The 21,039-nt window shown below is 38.7% G+C and carries 17 protein-coding genes; 1 reads left to right on the top strand and 16 read right to left on the bottom strand.

Annotated features, from left to right (window positions below):
• The 13 genes from WYK_RS09525 to WYK_RS09585 form a co-directional block, all read right to left on the bottom strand.
• Positions 1-630, bottom strand: a 630-nt coding sequence (locus WYK_RS09525) for an SIR2 family protein (protein WP_040374270.1), incomplete at its 3' end; no start/stop codon positions are given.
• A 240-nt stretch (positions 631-870) separates the two neighbouring features.
• A complete protein-coding gene (locus tag WYK_RS09530) occupies positions 871-2,073 on the bottom strand; it encodes a C40 family peptidase (RefSeq protein WP_081704839.1) in 1,203 nt (400 codons plus the stop codon).
• Positions 2,060-2,698, bottom strand: coding sequence for a hypothetical protein (locus tag WYK_RS09535; protein ID WP_040374271.1), 639 nt, complete (start codon positions 2,696-2,698; stop codon positions 2,060-2,062). Before WYK_RS09535 ends, WYK_RS09530 begins: the two co-directional genes overlap by 14 nt.
• Before the next feature lie 139 nt (positions 2,699-2,837).
• On the bottom strand, positions 2,838-5,012 hold the full coding sequence (locus WYK_RS09540) for a CD3337/EF1877 family mobilome membrane protein (RefSeq protein ID WP_040374272.1): 2,175 nt from the start codon (positions 5,010-5,012) through the stop codon (positions 2,838-2,840).
• On the bottom strand, positions 5,009-5,446 hold the full coding sequence (locus tag WYK_RS09545; protein WP_040374273.1) for a hypothetical protein: 438 nt from the start codon (positions 5,444-5,446) through the stop codon (positions 5,009-5,011). Before WYK_RS09545 ends, WYK_RS09540 begins: the two co-directional genes overlap by 4 nt.
• Complete coding sequence (locus WYK_RS09550; protein ID WP_040374274.1) at positions 5,443-8,022, bottom strand: ATP-binding protein; 2,580 nt, start codon at positions 8,020-8,022, stop codon at positions 5,443-5,445. The genes WYK_RS09545 and WYK_RS09550 overlap by 4 nt, the downstream gene beginning before the upstream one ends.
• A complete protein-coding gene (locus tag WYK_RS09555) occupies positions 8,012-8,428 on the bottom strand; it encodes a TcpE family conjugal transfer membrane protein (RefSeq protein ID WP_051387408.1) in 417 nt (138 codons plus the stop codon). The genes WYK_RS09550 and WYK_RS09555 overlap by 11 nt, the downstream gene beginning before the upstream one ends.
• A 24-nt stretch (positions 8,429-8,452) precedes the next feature.
• Complete coding sequence (locus WYK_RS09560) at positions 8,453-8,677, bottom strand: hypothetical protein (RefSeq protein WP_051387409.1); 225 nt, start codon at positions 8,675-8,677, stop codon at positions 8,453-8,455.
• Between the two features lie 23 nt (positions 8,678-8,700).
• A complete protein-coding gene (locus WYK_RS09565) occupies positions 8,701-9,678 on the bottom strand; it encodes a conjugal transfer protein (protein WP_040374276.1) in 978 nt (325 codons plus the stop codon).
• Positions 9,679-9,690: 12 nt separating this feature from the next.
• Complete coding sequence (locus WYK_RS09570) at positions 9,691-10,026, bottom strand: hypothetical protein (protein WP_040374277.1); 336 nt, start codon at positions 10,024-10,026, stop codon at positions 9,691-9,693.
• A gap of 70 nt (positions 10,027-10,096) precedes the next feature.
• A complete protein-coding gene (locus WYK_RS09575) occupies positions 10,097-10,987 on the bottom strand; it encodes a replication-relaxation family protein (protein WP_040374278.1) in 891 nt (296 codons plus the stop codon).
• Between the two features lie 10 nt (positions 10,988-10,997).
• The gene (locus tag WYK_RS09580) at positions 10,998-13,610 is read right to left on the bottom strand and encodes a type IV secretory system conjugative DNA transfer family protein (protein WP_051387410.1); all 2,613 of its coding nucleotides are present in this window, start codon (positions 13,608-13,610) and stop codon (positions 10,998-11,000) included.
• Between the two features lie 960 nt (positions 13,611-14,570).
• Positions 14,571-16,118 (bottom strand): primase C-terminal domain-containing protein, encoded by a 1,548-nt coding sequence (locus tag WYK_RS09585; protein WP_040374279.1) that lies wholly within the window; start codon positions 16,116-16,118, stop codon positions 14,571-14,573.
• Between the two features lie 1,444 nt (positions 16,119-17,562).
• Between WYK_RS09585 and WYK_RS09595 the strand changes: the two genes are divergently transcribed.
• Positions 17,563-19,374 carry a hypothetical protein gene (locus WYK_RS09595; protein ID WP_040374281.1) on the top strand — a complete coding sequence of 604 codons (1,812 nt, stop codon included), beginning with the start codon at positions 17,563-17,565 and terminating at the stop codon, positions 19,372-19,374.
• A gap of 120 nt (positions 19,375-19,494) precedes the next feature.
• Here the strand turns inward: WYK_RS09595 and WYK_RS09600 are convergent, their stop codons facing one another.
• The 3 genes from WYK_RS09600 to WYK_RS09610 all read right to left on the bottom strand — a co-directional run bounded on the left by WYK_RS09600 (position 19,495) and on the right by WYK_RS09610 (position 21,020).
• The gene (locus tag WYK_RS09600; protein WP_040374282.1) at positions 19,495-20,088 is read right to left on the bottom strand and encodes a hypothetical protein; all 594 of its coding nucleotides are present in this window, start codon (positions 20,086-20,088) and stop codon (positions 19,495-19,497) included.
• Positions 20,072-20,485 carry a hypothetical protein gene (locus WYK_RS09605; protein ID WP_040374283.1) on the bottom strand — a complete coding sequence of 138 codons (414 nt, stop codon included), beginning with the start codon at positions 20,483-20,485 and terminating at the stop codon, positions 20,072-20,074. The genes WYK_RS09600 and WYK_RS09605 overlap by 17 nt, the downstream gene beginning before the upstream one ends.
• Positions 20,486-20,720: 235 nt before the next feature.
• On the bottom strand, positions 20,721-21,020 hold the full coding sequence (locus WYK_RS09610; protein ID WP_051387411.1) for a hypothetical protein: 300 nt from the start codon (positions 21,018-21,020) through the stop codon (positions 20,721-20,723).
• Positions 21,021-21,039 lie beyond the last annotated feature (19 nt).

A 21,039-nucleotide genomic window follows, 5' to 3' on the forward strand; every position in this document is an offset into this window, starting at 1 on the left:
ATTTATATAGTCAAATTGGTATTTTACATATGGATCAGAAAGACTGAAACCTAGAAAAATTATTGTGTTATCTCCAATTATTTTTCTTAGCTCTTCAATTGCTGATTTATGTGGAGAATTTTCTGAATATAAGTTATTATATTCCTCCCTAAATAAAACACAGGTTGCTGGCTCAGATATACAACCGTGTAATTTATATATATATTGCTCATAGGTACTTAACTTGTTTACGTGAAAATCGCTATCATATATAACCTTTTTAAACGTAGGATTACTTATTTCTAATGCTTTATCATAATTTGTCGTAATTAACTTTGTTGATATTTCACCAATTTTTTTTTGTCTCTCTAATAGTTCATCTCTTCCGTCAGGAGAAAATTGCTCATCTAGTATTTCCAAAATTCTACCCTTATGAGCAACTAATTTATCTAATACTTCTATTTCACTAAATAATCCGGATTCTAGTACGGGCTTTAAAGCTGATAAATCCGGGTAATCCGTTGATAAGTCTGTTAATATATCTTCAATTAATTTTTTCCAGTTCGGATAATTTAGAGGTACACTGAATCCGGAACCAATAAAAAAAATTAATTTATTATTCTTGATGGCATTCACAATTCTTGTATGCATTGTCTTTCTCCTTTTAACAGCCATAGTTTACACAACTATATTCTAACATAATATACTCGTTTTTCTACTTATTACCATATATATTTTAAAAATCACCTATATTTCATAGGTGACCATGAATTGTTACTAGATTTCATTTAAATAATTCTTCTTAACCAATTTAAAGTAAACTCTCTTTAGTACTAATTCTTCTATTAAAATGCATCACCATTCCTTCTTTTAACTACTATAGTTCACACATTAAATTCTTATTCCCCTACCATTAAATTTTTCCTTCCAGTATCCTGTCGTCATATCAGCAATCCCAACGCCTGTACGCGTTTGGGCTCCGATGAATTGACCATTTCCTATATAAATTCCAACATGCCCGTCTCTTTTATACGTATTAAAGAAGACTAAGTCACCTGGTTTTAGTTCACTTTGGGAAACTGGCTTTCCTAGGTATTTTAAGGTGTCCGTGCTGGTAGACGTCACAGGTCCTAAATCCACTCCTGCTTGTTTAAACGCCCAATGAACGAAACTAGAACAATCAAAACGCCCTCTAGCGATATCAGATTGATTACGTCCCCCACCAAAAACATAAACTGAATTTCCGATCCATCTTTTTCCCACATCGACAACCGCATTACCGGTACTACCTTCTCCACCAGTATTGATAGCAATATATCCTTTGACATATTGGTCGGCAAAGCCTAGCACTTCTTCTACATACCAATCCGCATGGTTATAGGTAAAAACCGCCTCCCTTATTCGTCCTTCTGCTGCACCATTGGCAGCAAGATAGTTTGCTGCCGAAAAAATGGCATCCTCTACATCCCATGGATCAGCTTTCCCATCCCCATTCGCATCCACCCCGTACCCACCATACTTTTGAATCATAGCTGGATCAGTCAGGATTTTGTCAGGAATACCTGCGTTACCTAAACGGTCTCCCCCAGGATAACGCCAGCCAATCCAGGTTAAAGGCATAAACTGAAAATGACCAATTGCCCCAACTGGAGATTTCATCGTTGGCAACGTAGAAAAGACTGTTTCCACTCGATGGTGTGCCGCAAGTAAATTCCAAGGCACCCCGTATTTTTCTTGAGCTGCTTGATAGATGGGGATAAATTGAGCTGGGATTTCATCTGATCCGAACTTCGAAATCTCGCCGCCATAATAGCCCTCACCTATGGCTCCCTCTTGATCAGCACCTACAGAAGATAAAACAACAAACGCGATCATAATAAGTCCGGCAAGTAAGATAAGAACAGCTGCGACGATGCCTAAAATAACAGGAAGTCCTATCGTTGAACCGACTGCAGCCGTTGCTTTTGTGGCTGCGGCATTGATTACCTTTTTCCCTATTCTTTTTGTTGCTGCCTTACCGGCTGCACCAGCCGCACTTTTTAAGGCTGAACTCCCGTCCGTTTCATGGTCATTAGGATCATTAATTGGGGACATTCACTCTCACATCCTCTACTCTCCATTCTCCATTCACTTTACGTAAGCCCACTAAATACCAATCTTCTATTTGTTGTTTACTCTTATTATCGTTTGATTTGGCTTCCCCTCTAGCAATGACGTTCCACCGGGCAATAGTGCTGCTTTTATTAACGACCGGCGTAACTTCTGTACTTCCTACTGTCAGATAGGATCGTTCTAGTACTTCTCTTCTTCCATTACGCTCCATTTTTTCATACAAATCCTCGGTCATAAATGGTTTCGCCTTTTCTAAATACGCCTGTGGTTGATCTGCGTTGTACGAATGGAATGCGGTAACAAATTGAATCGCTATGTTTTTTGTCGTCGCTAACTCTTTTTCAGAAAAATGTTCCGTTTGATCATATTCATTTTTTCCTTCAGTAGAATCCTTCAACTTCGACTCACCGTAAGCAGAGTCTAATATTTTGCCTTCATTAGTTGATTCACTTTCACCTATAAGTGCCTGATTATCTGCTTTTTTTCCTTTGTCCATATATCGATAGATACTTGAGAATATAAAACCTACTAATAGAAAAATAGTCAGAAGAAAAAGAAACAGTTTCATACGATCAGCTTTACTATTATGAACATCCCAACCAAACATACTAACTCCTCCTTATCCTCTAATTACTCCCTCTCTCTATCCGTGTTGTTCGAATTTTCTCGGTTACTGGTTGTATTGACTTGATCACGATTTACTTGATTACTCGTATTCTCTCGCATAGTTTGTTCACTGCGATTGGTCACATTTCTTGATATACTCTCCCTTTCGGTATTATTTTTTTTCTAGTACGATTGATTTCTCTCGTTTTATGACTCGATTCAGTTACATGATTTAGGATCCGTTCAGTAGCTTCATTACGAATCATTTGACGGTTAACCCGATCATTTATATTTCTCCGGTTTTCATTCACATTCACTTGTTCACGATTAATGATATCTTGTGATACTTCTCGATCTGTTGAAAGGTCAACTGTCCGTCGCTCTGTAGGTTGCTTTCTTTGTTCATCATTTAACTGCTCATCGCTAGTCCTATTCCTCAATCTAGCATGCCTGGCGTTCATTCTATTTTCAAAATATGCCCTCGTTTCTTCTCTTTCTCTGTCCGAGGAAGCTGCAACTTCACTTGAATGATCTTGTAACAAGGGCCGTTCTGCTAACGGAGCATTAGACATTCCTCCTGTTTCTCTACGGCGACGAACATCATCCAGTTGAACGATACTATCTTGATTAGCTGTTGGATCCTCGGCCTTTCGATTCATTAACGGTTTTTCATCTGTATTTGCCTTTTCAACCGCATTCTTTCCATAATTATTCCTGTAGTTTTGGAACGTTTCCTGATCCATCGTACCGATATGAAGCTCATACTCTTCCGGGTGTGCAGCTAAAAACATTGATTTTTGTTTATCTAATTGTTCTCGAGTTAGCTGCTTTCGCTCTGCTAATTCTCTTGGAGATAGCTTTCCAATTCTACTACGTCCAACTTGACGACTGGCCAAAGGTTGATTTCGAATCTTCCCCTGCCTGCTGTTAGGCTGGTCAATAGCATTTTTAGCCTGACCAATTGTGTTTTTCACTTGATTGTATTTCTGTTTATAACTCTGTAAAGTTGCTCCTGTACTGCTTTCTACGTTTCCTACTACAGTAGACACCAGATTAAAGAGCTCTTTTCGTTTAGCCCATATCCCTACAAAACAAATAATTTGAAGAAGCATCATACCTAAATACCCCAAATCGCCTGATTCTGTGGCACGATATAAGATCGCAGAGATTCCAAATAAAATGGTTAACAGTAAGGCAATAGCGATTTTCATCAGCTGAGCATGTAACACCTTCATCGCCCAATCAATAGCTGATTGCTGCCATTTTGGAATTAACGCCATTAGTAATGGGACTGGTGCAAAAAGAACCAATGCAAGGAAAATCATTTGGTATAAAATGATAGACCCCGAAACCATCAGTAAGAAGATTCCGATAATCGTGTTGGCTATAAACAACAAAGGAACAAACCCAGAACGCTGAGAAACCCCATCTATAGACATCATCGGATTTTTTTGTTGTTCTACTTCTTCCTGAACTTTATTATTTCTTTCTTCATCGTTTAAAAAAGGATCAATAGAAAGAAGCGCATTCACCCTATCTTCCTCCACCTCTGTCGTACCATATTGCATCAACAAATAAGGTTTTTTTATCATTAAATCAAACATTTGATTCCGAATGGTCGCTATTCCTTCTTCTTTTGAATAAGAAGAACCCGGATTAACAATACTTGCAGAAACGGCGAGTATATTGCTTTGAAGATTGCTTGACCAGTCATTAATTCCTTTTAATATCGTGGATGCGTTGGAAAAAAAGCCAAGTGCGAAAACAAAAATGATGATCGATGAAAGCAATCCACTCCATGCACGACTGCTTTCTCGTTTTACCATTCCCACATAGGTAGCCCATGCTCCTACGAGTCCTATCATAAATGTAACCAGTAATGGCCATAATCCGTTTTCCATAAAACCACTAGGTCCAAAACCAGCTATATTTTGGATGGCCATACCGATTTCGTCAGAAACAGTAGAAACAAAATCAAGTTCAAACGATTCTTGAACAATCTTCATCGTAAAATTTGCTAATAGAACATTGACATTCCAGATTGAATTAACAATTTCCATTAAAGCAATATAAATTTGTTTTCCTGCCCCATCTGCCCAATTCCATGGCATCCAGTCTCCATCCGTATCTACCCAAGTATCTAATTTATAGTGATTCTGTGGATACTCATTGTATTGAAGTTCAATTTCACCTATTTTTTTTGTATTTTGATCTTGTGGTACCAGATTATCTTGAAGACTCTCTGCCGAAGCTGAAACCTGAAGCGTCATAAAGAAGACAAGGGACAATGACAGAAATCTTATTAGTAATTTCATTCATCATGCAACTCCCTAAGTACTTTTGGTTTCAAATCTTCAACAAGTCTATCAAAATCAACTATGTTCCCGTATTTAGTGCGTTTCCACCCACTTTCAGTCTTAATAACCTCCATTTTATCCGTTCTTAATTTTTCTTTATCAGTAGGATCTTGAAATTCAATTTTATAAAAATAATTTTCATTAGTTGCTTTCCATTCAGTCAAAGTATACTTTTTGATTGTGTCTTTTCTTTCAGCATTTTGATTTTGATCTAATGCAGTAGTCTTTTTATCTAGTAACTCTACCATCTTTGATTGATCGTTTTGAATTTGTGCATTGACCCATTTAATTGGTATATCAGCTGGTCCACTTTCATCCACCTCATTCTTGCCGCAAGCTGCAGTAATCAGGACTAGAAATGAAATACTAAAGATATAAAGTAGTTTTTTCATATAAACACGCCTTCCTTTTTGGGTTTTTCAATATCTATGGGCTTTAGGCCGTCTATTGGAAGTTTCCCATCAGGAATCATGTCACCATTTTGCGTTAAATCTTCTATCGGGGGACGGGTATCGAAGGCATCAAATAAATCTTTAAACAACGCATTAATAGCAACCACTCCGACACGCCCCGTAATGTCTTGGAAGAGACATTGACCATTCTGAAGTTCTCTCAAGGTGGACGCATTGTATTCTGTATTCTTCAGGTTTAACAAGGAGAGCACATTTTCAATTTCAGTTGGATCAGTACTCCGAAAAGCAAATTTCATCCCAATATTGTTCTTCAATTTTTCATCCAGTAAATCATTAGCATTCTGAGTCACAAAGTAAATCCCCGCATTCATCGCCCGCCCGGCACGGACAAGTCTTGTGGCTAAATGACTTCCCTGACTTGTATTTAAGACAGCCCAGGCTTCATCAAGTAAGACGGTTTTAAAGATACGGCGGTCACTATGGATAAATTTCAAGGCAAAGGATGAAATCGGCAGCATCATCGCAACAGACAGCATTTCTGAAAGATTATATTTCTCTTGAGGTGTATCCGGTGCGGGTAATTCAAGGTTTTGGATTTGCAGTACATTCAACGCTGTTTGAAGGTTAATCGCTGAATCATTTTCCCCGTCACCAAATAAGAGGGGCGCAAAGGATAACTCACTGAATGAACGTATGTGTTCACCTAACTGTCTAGCCGTTTTATCCTCGTTAGACAAAAGGGTTTGAACCACCTTACTTAAACAGGGTTTCTCTCCTTCTGCTACCTCCCGTACAGCCTGTGTCAGTTTCGGAAACCGTTCCGAATCATCTAGTCTCACACCCGTAAGGAATGTCAAAATATCAAGGGCCAGGGTTTCAGCTTCTTTGATGTCATGGTGTATGGAAAATGGATCTAAACGCCCCTTATCCTCGGGCTTCGTAGAAAGCGATATGATATTGACTTGGTCGCCTAAGTCGTATAAATCATCCTTCCAATTCCCGCGTTCCCCTTTCGGATCAATGACCAGCGCCTTCCCTCCTGAAAGGACCGATAGGTACGTGATTAAGTTAGCGCTGAAAGATTTCCCTCCCCCTAATGAACCGAGAAAGGCGGCTGAAAGGGCGTTGGTCTTGGTTCCACGAATCCCTTGTGCAGCTCTATTCGGCATGATATAAACAGGCTGATCAAGTATCCCAGTGCTTCCAATAAAGAACCCTTCTCCATCTCCCAATTGCTTGGTAGCACCAAACATAGAGCCAGCAACCGTGGCCGGTTCCATGAAATGAACATAATCTTTAATATATCGCTTTGCACCAGGAAGAAATTCATTAAACGCTAACCACTGATCCCCATATGGTTGTTCCACCTGAAACATCATATCTTGATACATATCCTTGACGGTATCACACCGACGTTTTAGCTCATCTTCATCTGCTGCTGAAATGGCAAGGATGATGGACGTTTTAATGAGGGGCATACGGGATTTTTGCAAATGAGCTTCTAATTCATGCGCTTCTTGCCTGCCTTCTAACACATTTAATCCCGTATCATTGCCCGTTTCCCTTGCATGACGGTCTTGATCTTTCAATTCTTTTTGTTTATTTCGAATAGCAGATAAAGCTTTTCGATTATCCATGGTTTCCGTACGAACACTGATTTCGACCGGGAAATCAAGGTTTTGAATGACATACATCCATTCCTCTCCTGGAAATTGCAATTCATACGGTACATTCGCAATCGTTAAAAAAGCAACATGTCCTTCAACTTCTTCCCCTTCATGCATTTGTTTGAGCACTAAACTGCGTTTCGGTGAATCATCCACCAATCCTTCCGATAAACGTAATACGTCATGATACAACGGGCGGCGAACCGTCATTCCACCTTCCTTATACTCTGTGTATTTCACGCTGTAAGCTGGGCTCCAATTCTTAATAATCGGCGCTTTGCCGATGGATCGATACCAATTTCGACGAACAAGCCATTGAATATCCTCTTCCGTGACAGGTTCAGCTCCTAACCTGGTGGACACCTTATTAAAAACACGTCGTTCAGCTTTCCGATATCGGTTGATTTCATCTTCAAGTATTTCCGGTACATCAAGGCCTGATGCTTCATTTACTCCGCCAATAAATTCTTTCCACGCTTCTTTTATATCCTGTAGGATGGACGCTTTTTTCTTTGTGCCATCAGGTTTCAGCAGCTTTACCCCAATATAAAAACGGTATTCTGTGCCTTCTTTCCCCAACATTCTCTCTAACTGAACGGCAGCATCATCCGTATGCTTAACCGAAGCTTCTTTTAACGACCCGAACAGTTTAGCTTTGAATCGTTCATGCTTCTCATGAATGGACTGGAAGCTTGGAACCACAAGTAAATGTGTATCTAAGTTGATTTGCCAAAAAAAGGCTTTAATCTTCGTAAAAATCATGTCTTTTTCATCATCAGCTAAAAAATCATAATTGTAGCCGGCTAGCTGATAGTACGCCCAACATGATCCATCCTGAGAAAACACCAGATTCCCTTCGAAATATTTAATGGGAAATTCAATGCTCATCAGCTTCACCCCTCTCTTCATAACTCAAGTGACGATAACCGACTTTATCCGAATATTTATATGGCTTTTTGATATCCGACACTTCTTGATATCGATTTCGGTAATGTGGTGATAACTGGAATTGAAGCACGGTGGTAAAAAACCGATGCGGCGCTTTACCGTCTAATAATTGTTTTGTAAAAAACCATGCGAATAATCCCGGTAAAAAAAGATATTCAACCAATCCGAAATCTAGCAAACTAAAAGGGGGGAAATGGTTGAGTATCCAAACTAGAAAAAATCCACCTGCGAAAAATCCGATCTGCCGGTACGTCAAAGGGATCGGCAGTGGGATATCTTGAATCCCATATAAAACCTTTTCTACTTTCCAAACACTATTATAGGTTCGTAGTATTTTAGGCTTCATGGTACCTCCTCACTTTCGTCTGTCTCATGAGCTCCCGAATACAGTCGTCCACAATTTGGACCCTAAATCTTTGACACTATCAGGCGTAAATACAAATACCCCCACAATCATGGCAAAGATGGCAAAGCCCACGAATTTAGAAAACTCGCGTCTAACCAAGAAGAAGATAGCCAAAGCACCAATGATCACCAAGAATAATGCACCTACTTGCGTAGAAAACCACTCTTGAATATTTTCTCCAAAATTCATAATCTCCCATCCTCCTACTAGTATTATTGATTTTTCATAGTCTTAACAAACCAACGATTTTCTTCTTTCACCAGCACTAATTCATAGGGGTAAACAACCTGGGCCTTTGATAGATTTTCTTGAAAAACAACCGTCGCAAAGACACGATATTCATCCTCTGCTTCACCTGGCTTAATCACTGTATTTTTCACTTCTTTAAAAGTGATAATACCGTTCATGGAGTGAATCTCTTCACCTTTGACGTAATAAGAAAGTTCCTCTTGAGTTCCAGTGGTATAGATTTTAAAGAAGGTAGTTAGTCCGGCTGTAATTTCATCTTGAAGGAGGGGACCAGTGAGCTTTCCATTTTCATCAACTAGAGCTTCCGACGTCAATAAAGGCTTTTCCGGGGCGGCTGTAAAGTAAGGGATTTTATGAACAACAAATGACTTACCATCTGTTTTAATGGGGATGACGAAGTATTTTTCAAACGGTCCTGATGTTTTTTCCTCTGCTTTTGGTGCTTTTTCTTTCTTTTCTTTAGCTTTTGCAACGGCTTTTGGGTCAGGCGGTATGATTTTCGTTAACATATGTTGCACACGAAGGGTAATCAATGCTGTATCTTTTCCTGTCTCTTCGACATTCCATACCTGGGATTCAGATAGCGTACTGTTCCAGCGCATTTCGTCAAATGAAAGGCCAGCTTGTTCGTCTAATCCTGTAGCTAGAAACGGCTGTAACCGTTCAACACGTTTTATTTTGGCTTCATTCGTATTTTGCCAATCAAAATAATGAAGAGCAAAATTTTCGGCAAATGACTGTGAACCCTCACTAGCTGCATGATTGATTGTCTTTTCAATGGTCTTCACCGATTTAACTTCAGCTTGTTGCGTGGAAGCAGCATTTCCCACGCGAATGATAGCAACGACCGATAGGAACAGTACCAAGAAAAAGCCGGTCCAAAAAGCTCCTTTGATTACCTTTTTTCTCAGAACAGTTTTTGGGTATTCACGTTTTTTCATGAGGGCCCTCCTTTACTTCATCATTTCATTCATCGCATCTTTTCGCCGTTCCTTCCGATTCGTCTCTTCACCTATAGCCCACACACCTATACAGATAAAGCTGATTACACCAAGCGTTGTCCAAAGGCCATGTTTCACATAAAATCCTTTTATCATGCTTAGTAAATCATCAGCTGCATCTGCAAAAACAGGGAATCTCTCATAGGCAATTTGAAAGCATACATACCCGATCGTCACCATGACGGCCAAGACAATAATCACAACGATCATCCTTCGTACAAACGCCGTCAGCATGTCTTTAATCGTGCTTCCGGTTGGTGTAGAACCACGTTTCACTTTGTAACCCACGTTCTCACCTCCTCTCAAAATATACCGGTAAGGCTATTTCTCAATTTGGTTTCATTTATCCATGTCAATATCACTCTATTTTTTTATATAGACTATATAAATGATTAGGATCCGTTGAATTTTTCGACTTCCATATCTCTCCATATGGATTCGTGGTAACCTCTGCAAACGTTGCGAATAATAAACTGCCTCCTATTTTCTCAATTTCCCGAGTATCTGCCTTTTTTGCGTTTTCACAGAGTTTATTGCGTTCCGTATCATTATTAGAGATAAATAAAACACGGACAACTCGAACTCCATCACCAAAAATCGCATCATTTTCAAACGCTTTTTTTCGTACATATTCGTTATAACGCCTGATCTTATTCAGCGTTACATCGATCCTTTGTCTACTTCTCTCTAACTCTACAAAAAATAAAAATTTAATCGTTTGCCCGTTTACGTCTCTTTCTAATAGAAAAGCTCCATCTGGTCGAATAACGGTAGTGGCTGGCTGCTTTTTCTTCCCTTCCTTATCTGTTAAAAATTCACCATAATTACGAAAGGCACGTCGTTCAGAAAAATACTCAGTAAAACGATAAAAGTCGTCTTTTAGCGAGGCATATACTGCTTGAACATGTGACATTCTCAGCGAATGAAAGATATAAGTCGGTGTTCTTTGTGTCCAGCGCGTATCCCAATCTGCTTCACCTAAAATCTCCTTTACTTCTTGAACACCTTTTGAATCTAAAGTATAAACAAGGCGGTCTCTTCCTTGTACGGTGGCTTTGGCAACCGGAAACGATTTAACATATCCTTCTGTTTCCATGGTTCTCATTTGCTTGGAAATCCAATATTTACTGTATGACTTTCCTTCTGGATGAACATAGATATATTTTTCTAAATAATCATAATCAAGAAAGACTAGATCATGTAACGAGGCAAATAATAATTCTTCCAGATCTCCTATTCGTTTTACCATTATTATCCCCCTACACCCATAAATCATCTTTGGTAATGGACACTTTTCCAGTGTCTTTCAGCTGTTCCTCTTTCGAATCATCTTTGCTCACACTTGAAGATTTTTCTGGCATAGACTGTTCGGTTTCTTGCTGCGTTCGTTCCAAATCGAGAAATAATAGGTCCTCAAATACATCGGATGATTGAACAATGCTTTCGTTTAGGTCTAAATCATCCATTCGATTAACCATATCTGTATCATCCACATCATCCATAAGCATAGAAAGAGACTTCTCACTTTCTAAGACATCTGTTAGGCTTTCATTTTCGTTATCTTCATCTAAAAGGAGGTAGTCATCTACTTCAACATGTTCTTCTTGCTTAGTTAAATCACCAACAGTTGAAACAGCCTGTCTTTCTATTGCTTCTGCTTCATCAGCTGTACGTTCTTTAATATCCGGAATAAATTCTTCATATAAAGCAGGCCCAGGAGCTTTCATACGGATTAAGAAAGGCCTTGTCCGTTCGTTCTCTACTTGCATACGCATATAAGCATGAAACGGCTCTACTTGTAGATAATCCGACTCTTCCAGTACTTCTGAAGGCATAGATCGATTTACATATTCGGCATCGTCCGGTTCACCTAACCGAAAAGACACTAATGTTCCGAAATTTCTGAAAATTGCAGACGCGACTTCTTTTGGAAGTTGATCCTTAATTCCTTGCATACCCAAAATAATAGAAACTTTATATTTCCGAAGCTCCGATGCAAAAGATTCGATCGCATCGATACTATGTTCCATCAAGGTTGGCGCCTCATCTACCATAACGAAATGATAAGGGAGTTGATCCCTCTCAGGAGCAGGGGTATCAGCTCTGCTTTTACCGGCTAGCTCCGCAAATGTTAAACACATGGAACCAATTAACTTCTTTTCATCACTCGTTAATTCGGATAAATCTAGTAAATTAATCATCCCTTGGTCCATGCTTTCACGGAATCGCAAACCATTCGTTTTAGCCCGTAACATGTTCCCTAATACACTGGATAACGTAATTTTACGTAATTTATTTAAGGTGGAATTGGTTTTTGCTTGAAGGTCTCGCTCCTTAAGCGTTTGGATATTAGCAAAATAGAGATACAGGTCATTTTCAATGGGGTCTTCGCGGTTTAAACGCTCCAATACAGTTTCCCGATAATCTGGATCGCTCAAAAGGCGCTGAAGGTTAGGTAGACTCGCTTCACCCAATCGTTGTAACGCAATGCCGCCATTTAAAAAATTATCATCAATATTGGGTCCCCAAAAATCCTTCCACGTTCGTTTCAGTACGTCAGCTACCGTTTGGGCAATTTTATCTTCGGCAGAAGCAAAATCCACATCGTACACGTTAAATGGAACCTTGCCTTCAGAAAACTTGATATATCGAACAAGATGTTGCTTTTCAGGAGGAATCCTCGCTGCAATGTCCTGGCACAAATCACCATGAGGATCAATAATCGTTCCTCCTATATGGGTTCCAGCTCCTTCAAGATGGAGTAAATCCTCTACCAAGTTATACATGGCAGTAGATTTCCCCATACCTGACATTCCCATAAAAGCAGCGTGATAGCGTAAAGTACCAAGATCAAACATGACCTCATTTTTCTTTCCATGATAGGCATGTTCTCCTAAAGGGATAGCTAGCACCGGATCGACCTTCATATGTTTCAATTCCTTAGGTAACGGGGTCGATTTCATTTTTAGCCGATTTAATTTATTGCTATGAACCCTCTCGCTGGGAAGCCTCATAATGGCAGCCATTTCTTCTGAACCTAGAATCAAACGCTTTTTCATTCGCTCCATTGAATAGAGACGATGACGATATTCCCATCTATATAAGGGACGTAACGTACGAAACCACCACCACTCGCGGCCTTTCAATTGATTTAATCGTCCACTAGAAAAGGTACCAATCGATCCTTTTGCACTTTTGATTAAATGGTTGGAGTCTTGCTGGCCATTTCCAAAAGCGATAACCTTGATCCCTAACCTCGAAAGTACCCGCGTAGCTTTACCTTCAATAGCAGATAAATATAATTCATTGTCATGCTCTAACGTTTCATCCGCCTCACCCTGCTTATGAAACTGACGAACAATCCCTCTAAAACTTTTCTCTGTGCGATAGGCAGGCTGTACAAGAAATTGCATATGAATTTCCTGGCCTTCTTCTAAACCCTCCAAAAATTCAATAATTTCAGCTTGTGTATCCACCACTTCATTATGGTAAGTCTTAATGGGAACGGTCCAATGACTCTCAGTAAAGAGTTTAGTTGCTGCATGGGGACGAGAAAAATCAACTGGATAATCCTCAACCTCTACAATCTCGACTTCTGAATGTTCAGCGTAGTATTTACTTTTAAACGCTTTCCCTATCTGTTCATCGGGCACCCAAACAAAGTACCTGATCTGTTCTTTAGTCGCAACAATTTCCCAGCTTATCCACTCTTGTTTAAGAACTCTTCGATACCAGGGACGCGTCAAAAAACTCAACATCGTTGTCCATGCCGTTTCATCCTTAAAGTACAAAATCTTCGCATCCATCGTTGTTCTTAACTCATAGACTTTTCCTTCTTTCGGAATCAAAAAGGGCAATAAATGATATCTCAATTATCCTCACCTTCTCTCAAAACCATTCTCAACTATAAACTAATATTCTCACCTAAACATTTTCTACCACTGAAACCTCCAAATACCCTTAAGATCCCTCTCTACTCTACTCTCTACTCTCTACTCTACTCTCTCTCTACTCTCTCTATACTCTCTCTATACTCTACTCTCTCACCACCACCATCCCCCATAATCTATTAAAATCGGGTAAGTGGATTATTTATCTAAGGTCCTGTTAAATGATCACGGAATACGCCTTACCGTTCCGTGATCATTTAACAGGACCTGGCCTCACTTTGCGGCCAAAAGGAGTTGTATTTGATGTTGGGGATGGTGGTGGTGTCTGTTACAACATGAAATACAACATATAATACAAGCCTTGACACAACTCGATTTTAGCATATATGTAAATAATTGGAAAGAGACTTTCTTCCTAACTTTAGGAACACATGTTCTGTTAGTAAAGATCTAAATACCTAAAATAAGAATCTATAATTTTTTCAATCCAAAACCACAAACAAAGATCCATTCTCAACCATAAATCGCTCAAACATGTAAACATAAAGGCATGTAGTTAACCAAAAGAATCTTGGCCCAGATTCATTCACAATCCAAACATTTTTTAAGAATTACTATAAATAAAAAACATAATGAATAAGCTTCAATAACCTATTCTTTTAGCATTTCTAAGGACAAAATAAGTTCTTAGATTATCCACCAGACAGTAATAGTACCCTCAACATTTAAATACCAGCAGACTATCAGTACCAATAAATTTAAGTATTACGCACAATCCTCCACTCATCCAACAAATAAATAGTCATGAAGGGAAAAAGTACTAAGCCAGTAAAAAGTTCTCTGGAAGGATCCTAATAGAACTCCACAGGTCATAACCCTGAAAAAGATAAAACTAGCAGGAAGGATACTATAGATATGTATTGGCAGATTGGCTCATTAAATTCAACCAAGTTTTTTAGCTACTGGAGGAGATGCACCTGATCGATAAAGAATGTCCACCTCAGAAAGCACTAATTGCTGTTCTAGCGAGGGAAACGTTAGTCTGCGAGGGAATGGATTAGGTTCCGGTAACAATTCTCCAAACGTTAATTGCGCATGCTCAATCTGTTTCTTTCGAAACAGCAGCAAACTTCTAAACAACATAGAACGACTTGCTAGCTTGGTCCGTGCACCTCGTCCTTGACCAACCGTACGCTTTATTAGCTTAGTTGAACGCTTCAGAACTTCTTTCAAGGTGGAAACAGCCATTCCATAGGTCTTCGCAAGCATGGTTAAAGAACCCTCAAAGAATGGCTCTTCAGGGCTTGTATGATTTTTCAAATAGCTGATTATATCTTCTTCTCGTTCATCATAATGAGACCGTATACGTTCTTCACGCGGTTTTTTAAATTTATACCAGCCTTCCTTTCCTTGAAATTTCACTTGACCATCTGTCCATAACTCTAGTAAGCCTTCTACATAAGAACGTTTTACACCCTTATACCGTCCAGAATAGGCACTTTTTATGGTCCGTTCAAATTCTGTTTTTTTTAGGGAATGTTCCAAATTGCTATTAAACTGATCCAGTTCATCATAAGCTTCCTCAATTGGCCGTTCACTCATGTAATTAGCTAAAGCAAGCGTAAGCAGTGCGTTGTTCCGACTTGCACTGTGATACCCTTGGTTAATGCCTGTAGAAGTAAGGAGCGCACGATACCAATCTGCAGACGTAGCCTGAAAGGTTGACGTACGATCATAAACTACATGCAAAAACTTTCGTTTTTCTTGTTCTTCAAATGTTTTCGACCAGCTCAAAAGCTTGCTGGTATTGGCAGGTTCGTCATAGAAGTCCAGTACATTATCCTCCCTGGGAATTCGATAAAAACCAAATGGCACACAATTTGTATCAACCGGTACATAAGTAGAAAGAGCTTTACGAATATTATCGGATAATCGTTCTGCTACTCTCAAAGACTTGTAATCTTGATTTTTATGAATATAGAAAGGAGTCTCTAGAACGTAAAATACCTGGAATCCTCTAGGAGTTTCCAGTAATAGATTTGGGCGTGGCAGCCCCAATTCTTCGCAGCCCAAATACAAGGCATAGAGATCCACTTCTTTTGTATCTATATCAAAACCTATTACATTAATTTGCTTGAGGTTTTCCCTAGTATGTCCTTTAATCAATCTTTTCTTAAAATCATAGTAGGTTCCACCCCTATATGTATTTGGAGTCCAATGGGTCAATTGTTGGGATTTTTTCTGTAGCGTTTCATAGGAAGTAACCACATAGCCTTTTCCTTGCTCAAGATCATCTTTTGAAGGAGAGACAAAGACAGCCCCTTTACGATACGGATTCTTTTCTTCCTGAGCCTCATATACTGAAACTCTATCCACTGGTGCAAAAGTTCCTTTTTTCTTATATAAATAAAGACTGTTATGGGTCATAAATTGCATAATTTCTACAATAGATAGTGGATAGCTATTGCTTCCATGCATCGTAATGGCCATCTTCTCACCTTCTTTCCTAAAAAAAATAGATATGATTCAAAATTCATCAAATGTATACACGTTTCGCTCAATAATCTAGTAAGACTAAGTATAACGAACTCGATTTTTGTAAAATGGCCCTCTCTAAGGAAAATGCACCAAAAAAAAAGACCCTCTGAAGCCATACAGGCCAAGGGTTTGAAAAAAAGTTGCTATTTTTATGTCATACAGGTTCCGCTCATGTTTTGCACCAAAAATGAGGATAATGCACCAATTACGAAATTAAAAACACGCCAAAATACGAAAAGAATTGTACTGAGGCCAACTGTTTATAAAAAAACGGTAAAAAAAATACTACACAGGTTTCGCTTAACTTTTTTAATTGATGGTGCACTTTAGGTATACAGGTTTCGCTCAATTTTAAAAATCAACACCTATTTTGCACCACTTAAGATGAAATAAAAATAGAAATAAAGCCACTAAATGCTTGTATACCAAAGTTTATCTTGGTACACAGGTTTCGCTCAAGTTTAAAATGAATAAATCATTTATGTGTATTTTTATAGTAATTTACTACACAGGTTTCGCTCATTTTGACTAATTGCACCATGTTTTAAAACCTGGGGATTCTGAAAGCCAAAAAAACCTCTCTTAAACTATTCTACTCAAAAAAATAATGGCACATTTCAAGTGAAATTAAAGGTATAACCCTCTATAAAGTACGCTTTTTCTGAAGTTTGTGGAACCTGTGTAGCATGGTGCACTTTTCCTGAAGTCTGCGGATCCTGTGTAGTATGGTGCGCTTTTCCTGAAGTCTGCAGATCCTGTGTAGTATGGTGCGCTTTTCCTGAAGTCTACGGATCCTGTGTAGTATAGTGCGCTTTTCCTGAAGTCTGCAGATCCTGTGTAGTATGATGCGCTTTTTCTAAAGTCTGCGGACCCTGTGTAGTATGATGCTCTTTTCCTAAAGTCTACGGACCCTGTGCAGTATAGTGCGCTTTTCCTGAAGTCTACGGATCCTGTGTAGTATGGTGCACTTTTCCTGAAGTCTGCGGATCCTGTATAGAATGGTGCGCTTTCTCTAAAGTCTGCTCTTCCTGTGTAAGATGGTGCACTTTTCAGAGGTCATGCGGTTCCTGTGTGCGATATGGTGCGTTTTTTCTAAAGTCTGCTCTTTCCTGTGTGGGTTGGTGTACTTTTCCTGAAGTCTGCGGACCCTGTGTAGAATGGTGCTCTTTTTCTGAAGCCTGCGGAACCTGTGCAGCATATGGTGCATTTTCCTTTGATATCTGCGAAACCTGTATAGTATATGGTGCATTTTTTGCTGATATCTCTGAAACTTGTATAGTATATGGTGCATTTTAAATACCATGAGGACGCAAACTTGATATAATACTAGTAAGTGGTGCATTTCTTGCTAAAAGAATATCATTTATAGGTCAGAATTGACGAAAGGATGGGATGAATGGATTATCTACACATTCCAGACACAATGCTCTTAAATTATGAATGGCTAAAGGTTGCCATCTTCGAAGAAAATAAACATTTATTTGAAGACCGTCCCTATATCATTGAAAAATGGAAACAGAATGCTTTACTCATGACAGGAGAAGAGCAAAAGACACAGTATCCAACCGCGACAATGAGCCCTAGTTTCCGTGCATTGTATTCATTGTTTACTGAAACCTTATTTATCAAACAACCGATTAACAAGCAAATGATTAAAGACGCTGTGAAAAACTATGAGAGTACAATCCGTATCATCTTATCTAGCCACTTTTTTAAGGAATTTCCAGATAATGAAATTAAACATAGTATGAATGAAGAAAAAATTGATACAGCCTTACAGCAAGATTTTATCTATGCAAGTATGGATAAGGACTTTCATCTTATGAGGGACATCGTAACGAAAAAGAAAGTCTTTAAAGAAAGTGAGGCTGGGAACTTGTCAACTGAGATTATAGACAATCGAGGCAGAGTCAGAGGACTGGCTGAACTAAGACCTTCTGAATTACACGTAGTAGAAACCGATCAACAGAACTTATGGTTAGAATTAATCGAGTCCACTCTCAATTCTTTAGATGAAATGACGGCTGACCTTTTTGATTTGATTACATATTTATGGATGGTATCGCCTAAGAGTCCAGATGGTTTCATTGAGTTTCATAGTAACGATGCCTTAAGACTAAGAAATATGAAAAAACGGTCAGTTCATGGTCGTGAATTGGATTTTCGCGAGGAAGACCGTTTCAATATTATGAAACGAGTCGCAGCTCTTTCAAGCATTTGGGTATCACTGGGAGATCAACAGGTGAAAGTTGTCGATGCTATTGACCTTCAAGACAATGACCTCTACGCCTTTAAAGATTTTCAGAGAATGTTTGAAATTGGAAAAATGCGTATTGCCTATGATAAAAAGTCCGGAGAACCTAAAGGAATCTATGCTGTACAAGTAAAGCCGTCTCCAATTCTAACTCCCTATCTAGATGGTTCCCATCGTTCACTTGGCATCTTAGATTTACAAGTTTTTCAATACAATCACTTTACTCAAAGAGAACATAAACGGTTAACCCGTTATTTAAATGTTCAATGGAAGATAAGAACGATAAAAAACAATCTTCAGCAGCCCTTTAAAGTGTCTACACTCTTAAAAGTCATGGATTTTTCGGCTCGCTATAATGGTATACAGGTTAGGGACAAGTTTGAAAGTGTTCTAGATCAACTGCAAGCTGATTCTGTCATAAAAAGCTGGCATTATAACGAAGTGATTGACGAAGAACGAGTTGGCAAAAAAGGCTGGTTTACAAATTATTGGGTCAAAATCAATGTAACGGTCTTACCGACAGAAGGTGTTGTGAAAGAAAATCAGAAAAAAATAACGCCAGATCCCAAAACGCTCTTAAATGAAAAGATTTTAGTCCACATGAATCACGTGCAGACTCAACCTATACCTAACACCGAACAAACAATGCTCAATCATACAGATGGCATTTACAATGAATTGGCTGCAACCATTGACCAGCTAATTCCGGAAACGTCAAATTCTATTCAACAAGCCTTTGACTTTACTCAACAAACGGAAGTAGTCCTCTCTCCTGAGACAATGAAAAAAACCATGGATGATTTAAATATGAGCATTCGAAAAACGGCAGAGGAAATCGGCATTGCTCATACTACCCTCTCTCGCTACCTGAAGAAGGAAAACAAACGGCAAAACAATAAAAATGATATTAAGATGCAAAATTGGTTAAATGAACAAATAGTCACTAAAGGATAGAAGCAGGCTTTTTACTGATAGCCGAATAGCTTGTTCTTGTTTATGAATACAAATCAACAGTCCAATTCTCAAATGAATTGGACTGTTTTCCTTACATACTTACTGGTATACGTGTTCTTACTAGGTATCTTCCTCATTATCAAGAATACGGAGAATCGTATTCATCGCTTCGACATTATCCCCTTTTCGTAATTTATCGATAAAATCAATGTATAACAGTTCAAATACCCTTTCGAGCGTATATCCGTGTTTTGGTTGTATTTCTTCCAAGTCAGCCAAAAGGACTTCCCCACGCAATGCAAATTTTCTTCTCATACGTAAATGCAACGGCTGCATATCTTGATGGTTATTTTTTTGAACCATTTTAAAGACAGATTCTGTTTGCCGTTCTAAATTAGTATTTCTACCTCCTTGTCTTTCTAAAGACGTCAGCATACCTAGTATAGATTGAGGGTCTGGATTTTTTTTGACGTAATGCAAAAAGTCATTATACAAAAGATTCATTAAATCATTCTGCACAAATTCCATATCTGATAAATCCTGAACATCCTCACAAAACACTTCTGCACGTAAATATAAAGTAAGAGGAACTTGGATGGATAATATAATGATGGATGACTTATTTAATTTATGAAGAATCTTGCCAAATAGAGTAGTGGTTCCAATCAACGATAATTCATCATCAATAAGGTTAGCCTTACTGTATTTCCCCATCACTTATTCCCCCAAGCTGTTTTTTCTTATATGCTTCAACAAAAATTCGGTGAGCCGCCTTTCTAATACTACATTTCCACTCTGCCGCGTATTCACCTATTTTTTGAAATGTCTCATGATCCACCTTGCAGTGGATTGTATGAGGGAGGTCATTGTAGGTGACGTCAGGATACACAAACAGATAATGAAGGCCAAATAAGAGTATTTCCGTGCCTAACGCTGTTTTGGATCCGTTCCAGTGTTTTCTTGATTCTCTTCTAATCGTTAAATCCGTTAAATCTGATACGGGGATCTTGATATCATGGAGCTTATCCGTTCGTACTTTTCTTTTTTGAGAGTCTTGGTGATTTTTTTTAGACTGATGAAGTACCGGATTCAAATGGTTATCCTTCCTCATTCGATATTCCCCTTTCATTTAGCTATTTTCTTTGGGTTGGTTGGTCATCTGGTTATTCAATATCTTCTTTTATCTAAAGGGAGGTATAAAATCATTGAAAACCGTTAAGCCTTGAGCTAAGTGAGGTGAAATGGAATGAGTAAAGATCTCTCAAAGGAAGTGGCAAAAGAATTAGCAAAAAAGGCAGCCACCCTCCATTATTTAAAGAGTACCGAAAAACCTACAAATAAATAGCCTAGCTAAATATAATTTTAATTCCTCCCTGTTCTACAAACTTTAGACTTTTCTGTTCTGTTTTTTTACGATAGTACTGTTCTTGCCAGCACCCCTCTTCTTCTAGGGTCCAACCTGGGTGGGGGAGAGGGACGTCAGCTACTTGATGCTTTTTTAGAATAGATTGATACTCTTCTGAATGTGCAGCCACAAATAAAGCCAATCGTATCAGTTGATTTCGATCTAGTTCAGTTGCCTTATAAAGGTTTTCTATATACTCTTTATATACATCTGGATAACGGACAGTGGGCCTATACACCATTTATATACCTCCTTTATTA

It is taken from the genome of Peribacillus psychrosaccharolyticus ATCC 23296 (assembly GCF_000305495.1).
In the GTDB taxonomy this organism is placed as follows: Bacteria; Bacillota; Bacilli; order Bacillales; family DSM-1321; genus Peribacillus; species Peribacillus psychrosaccharolyticus.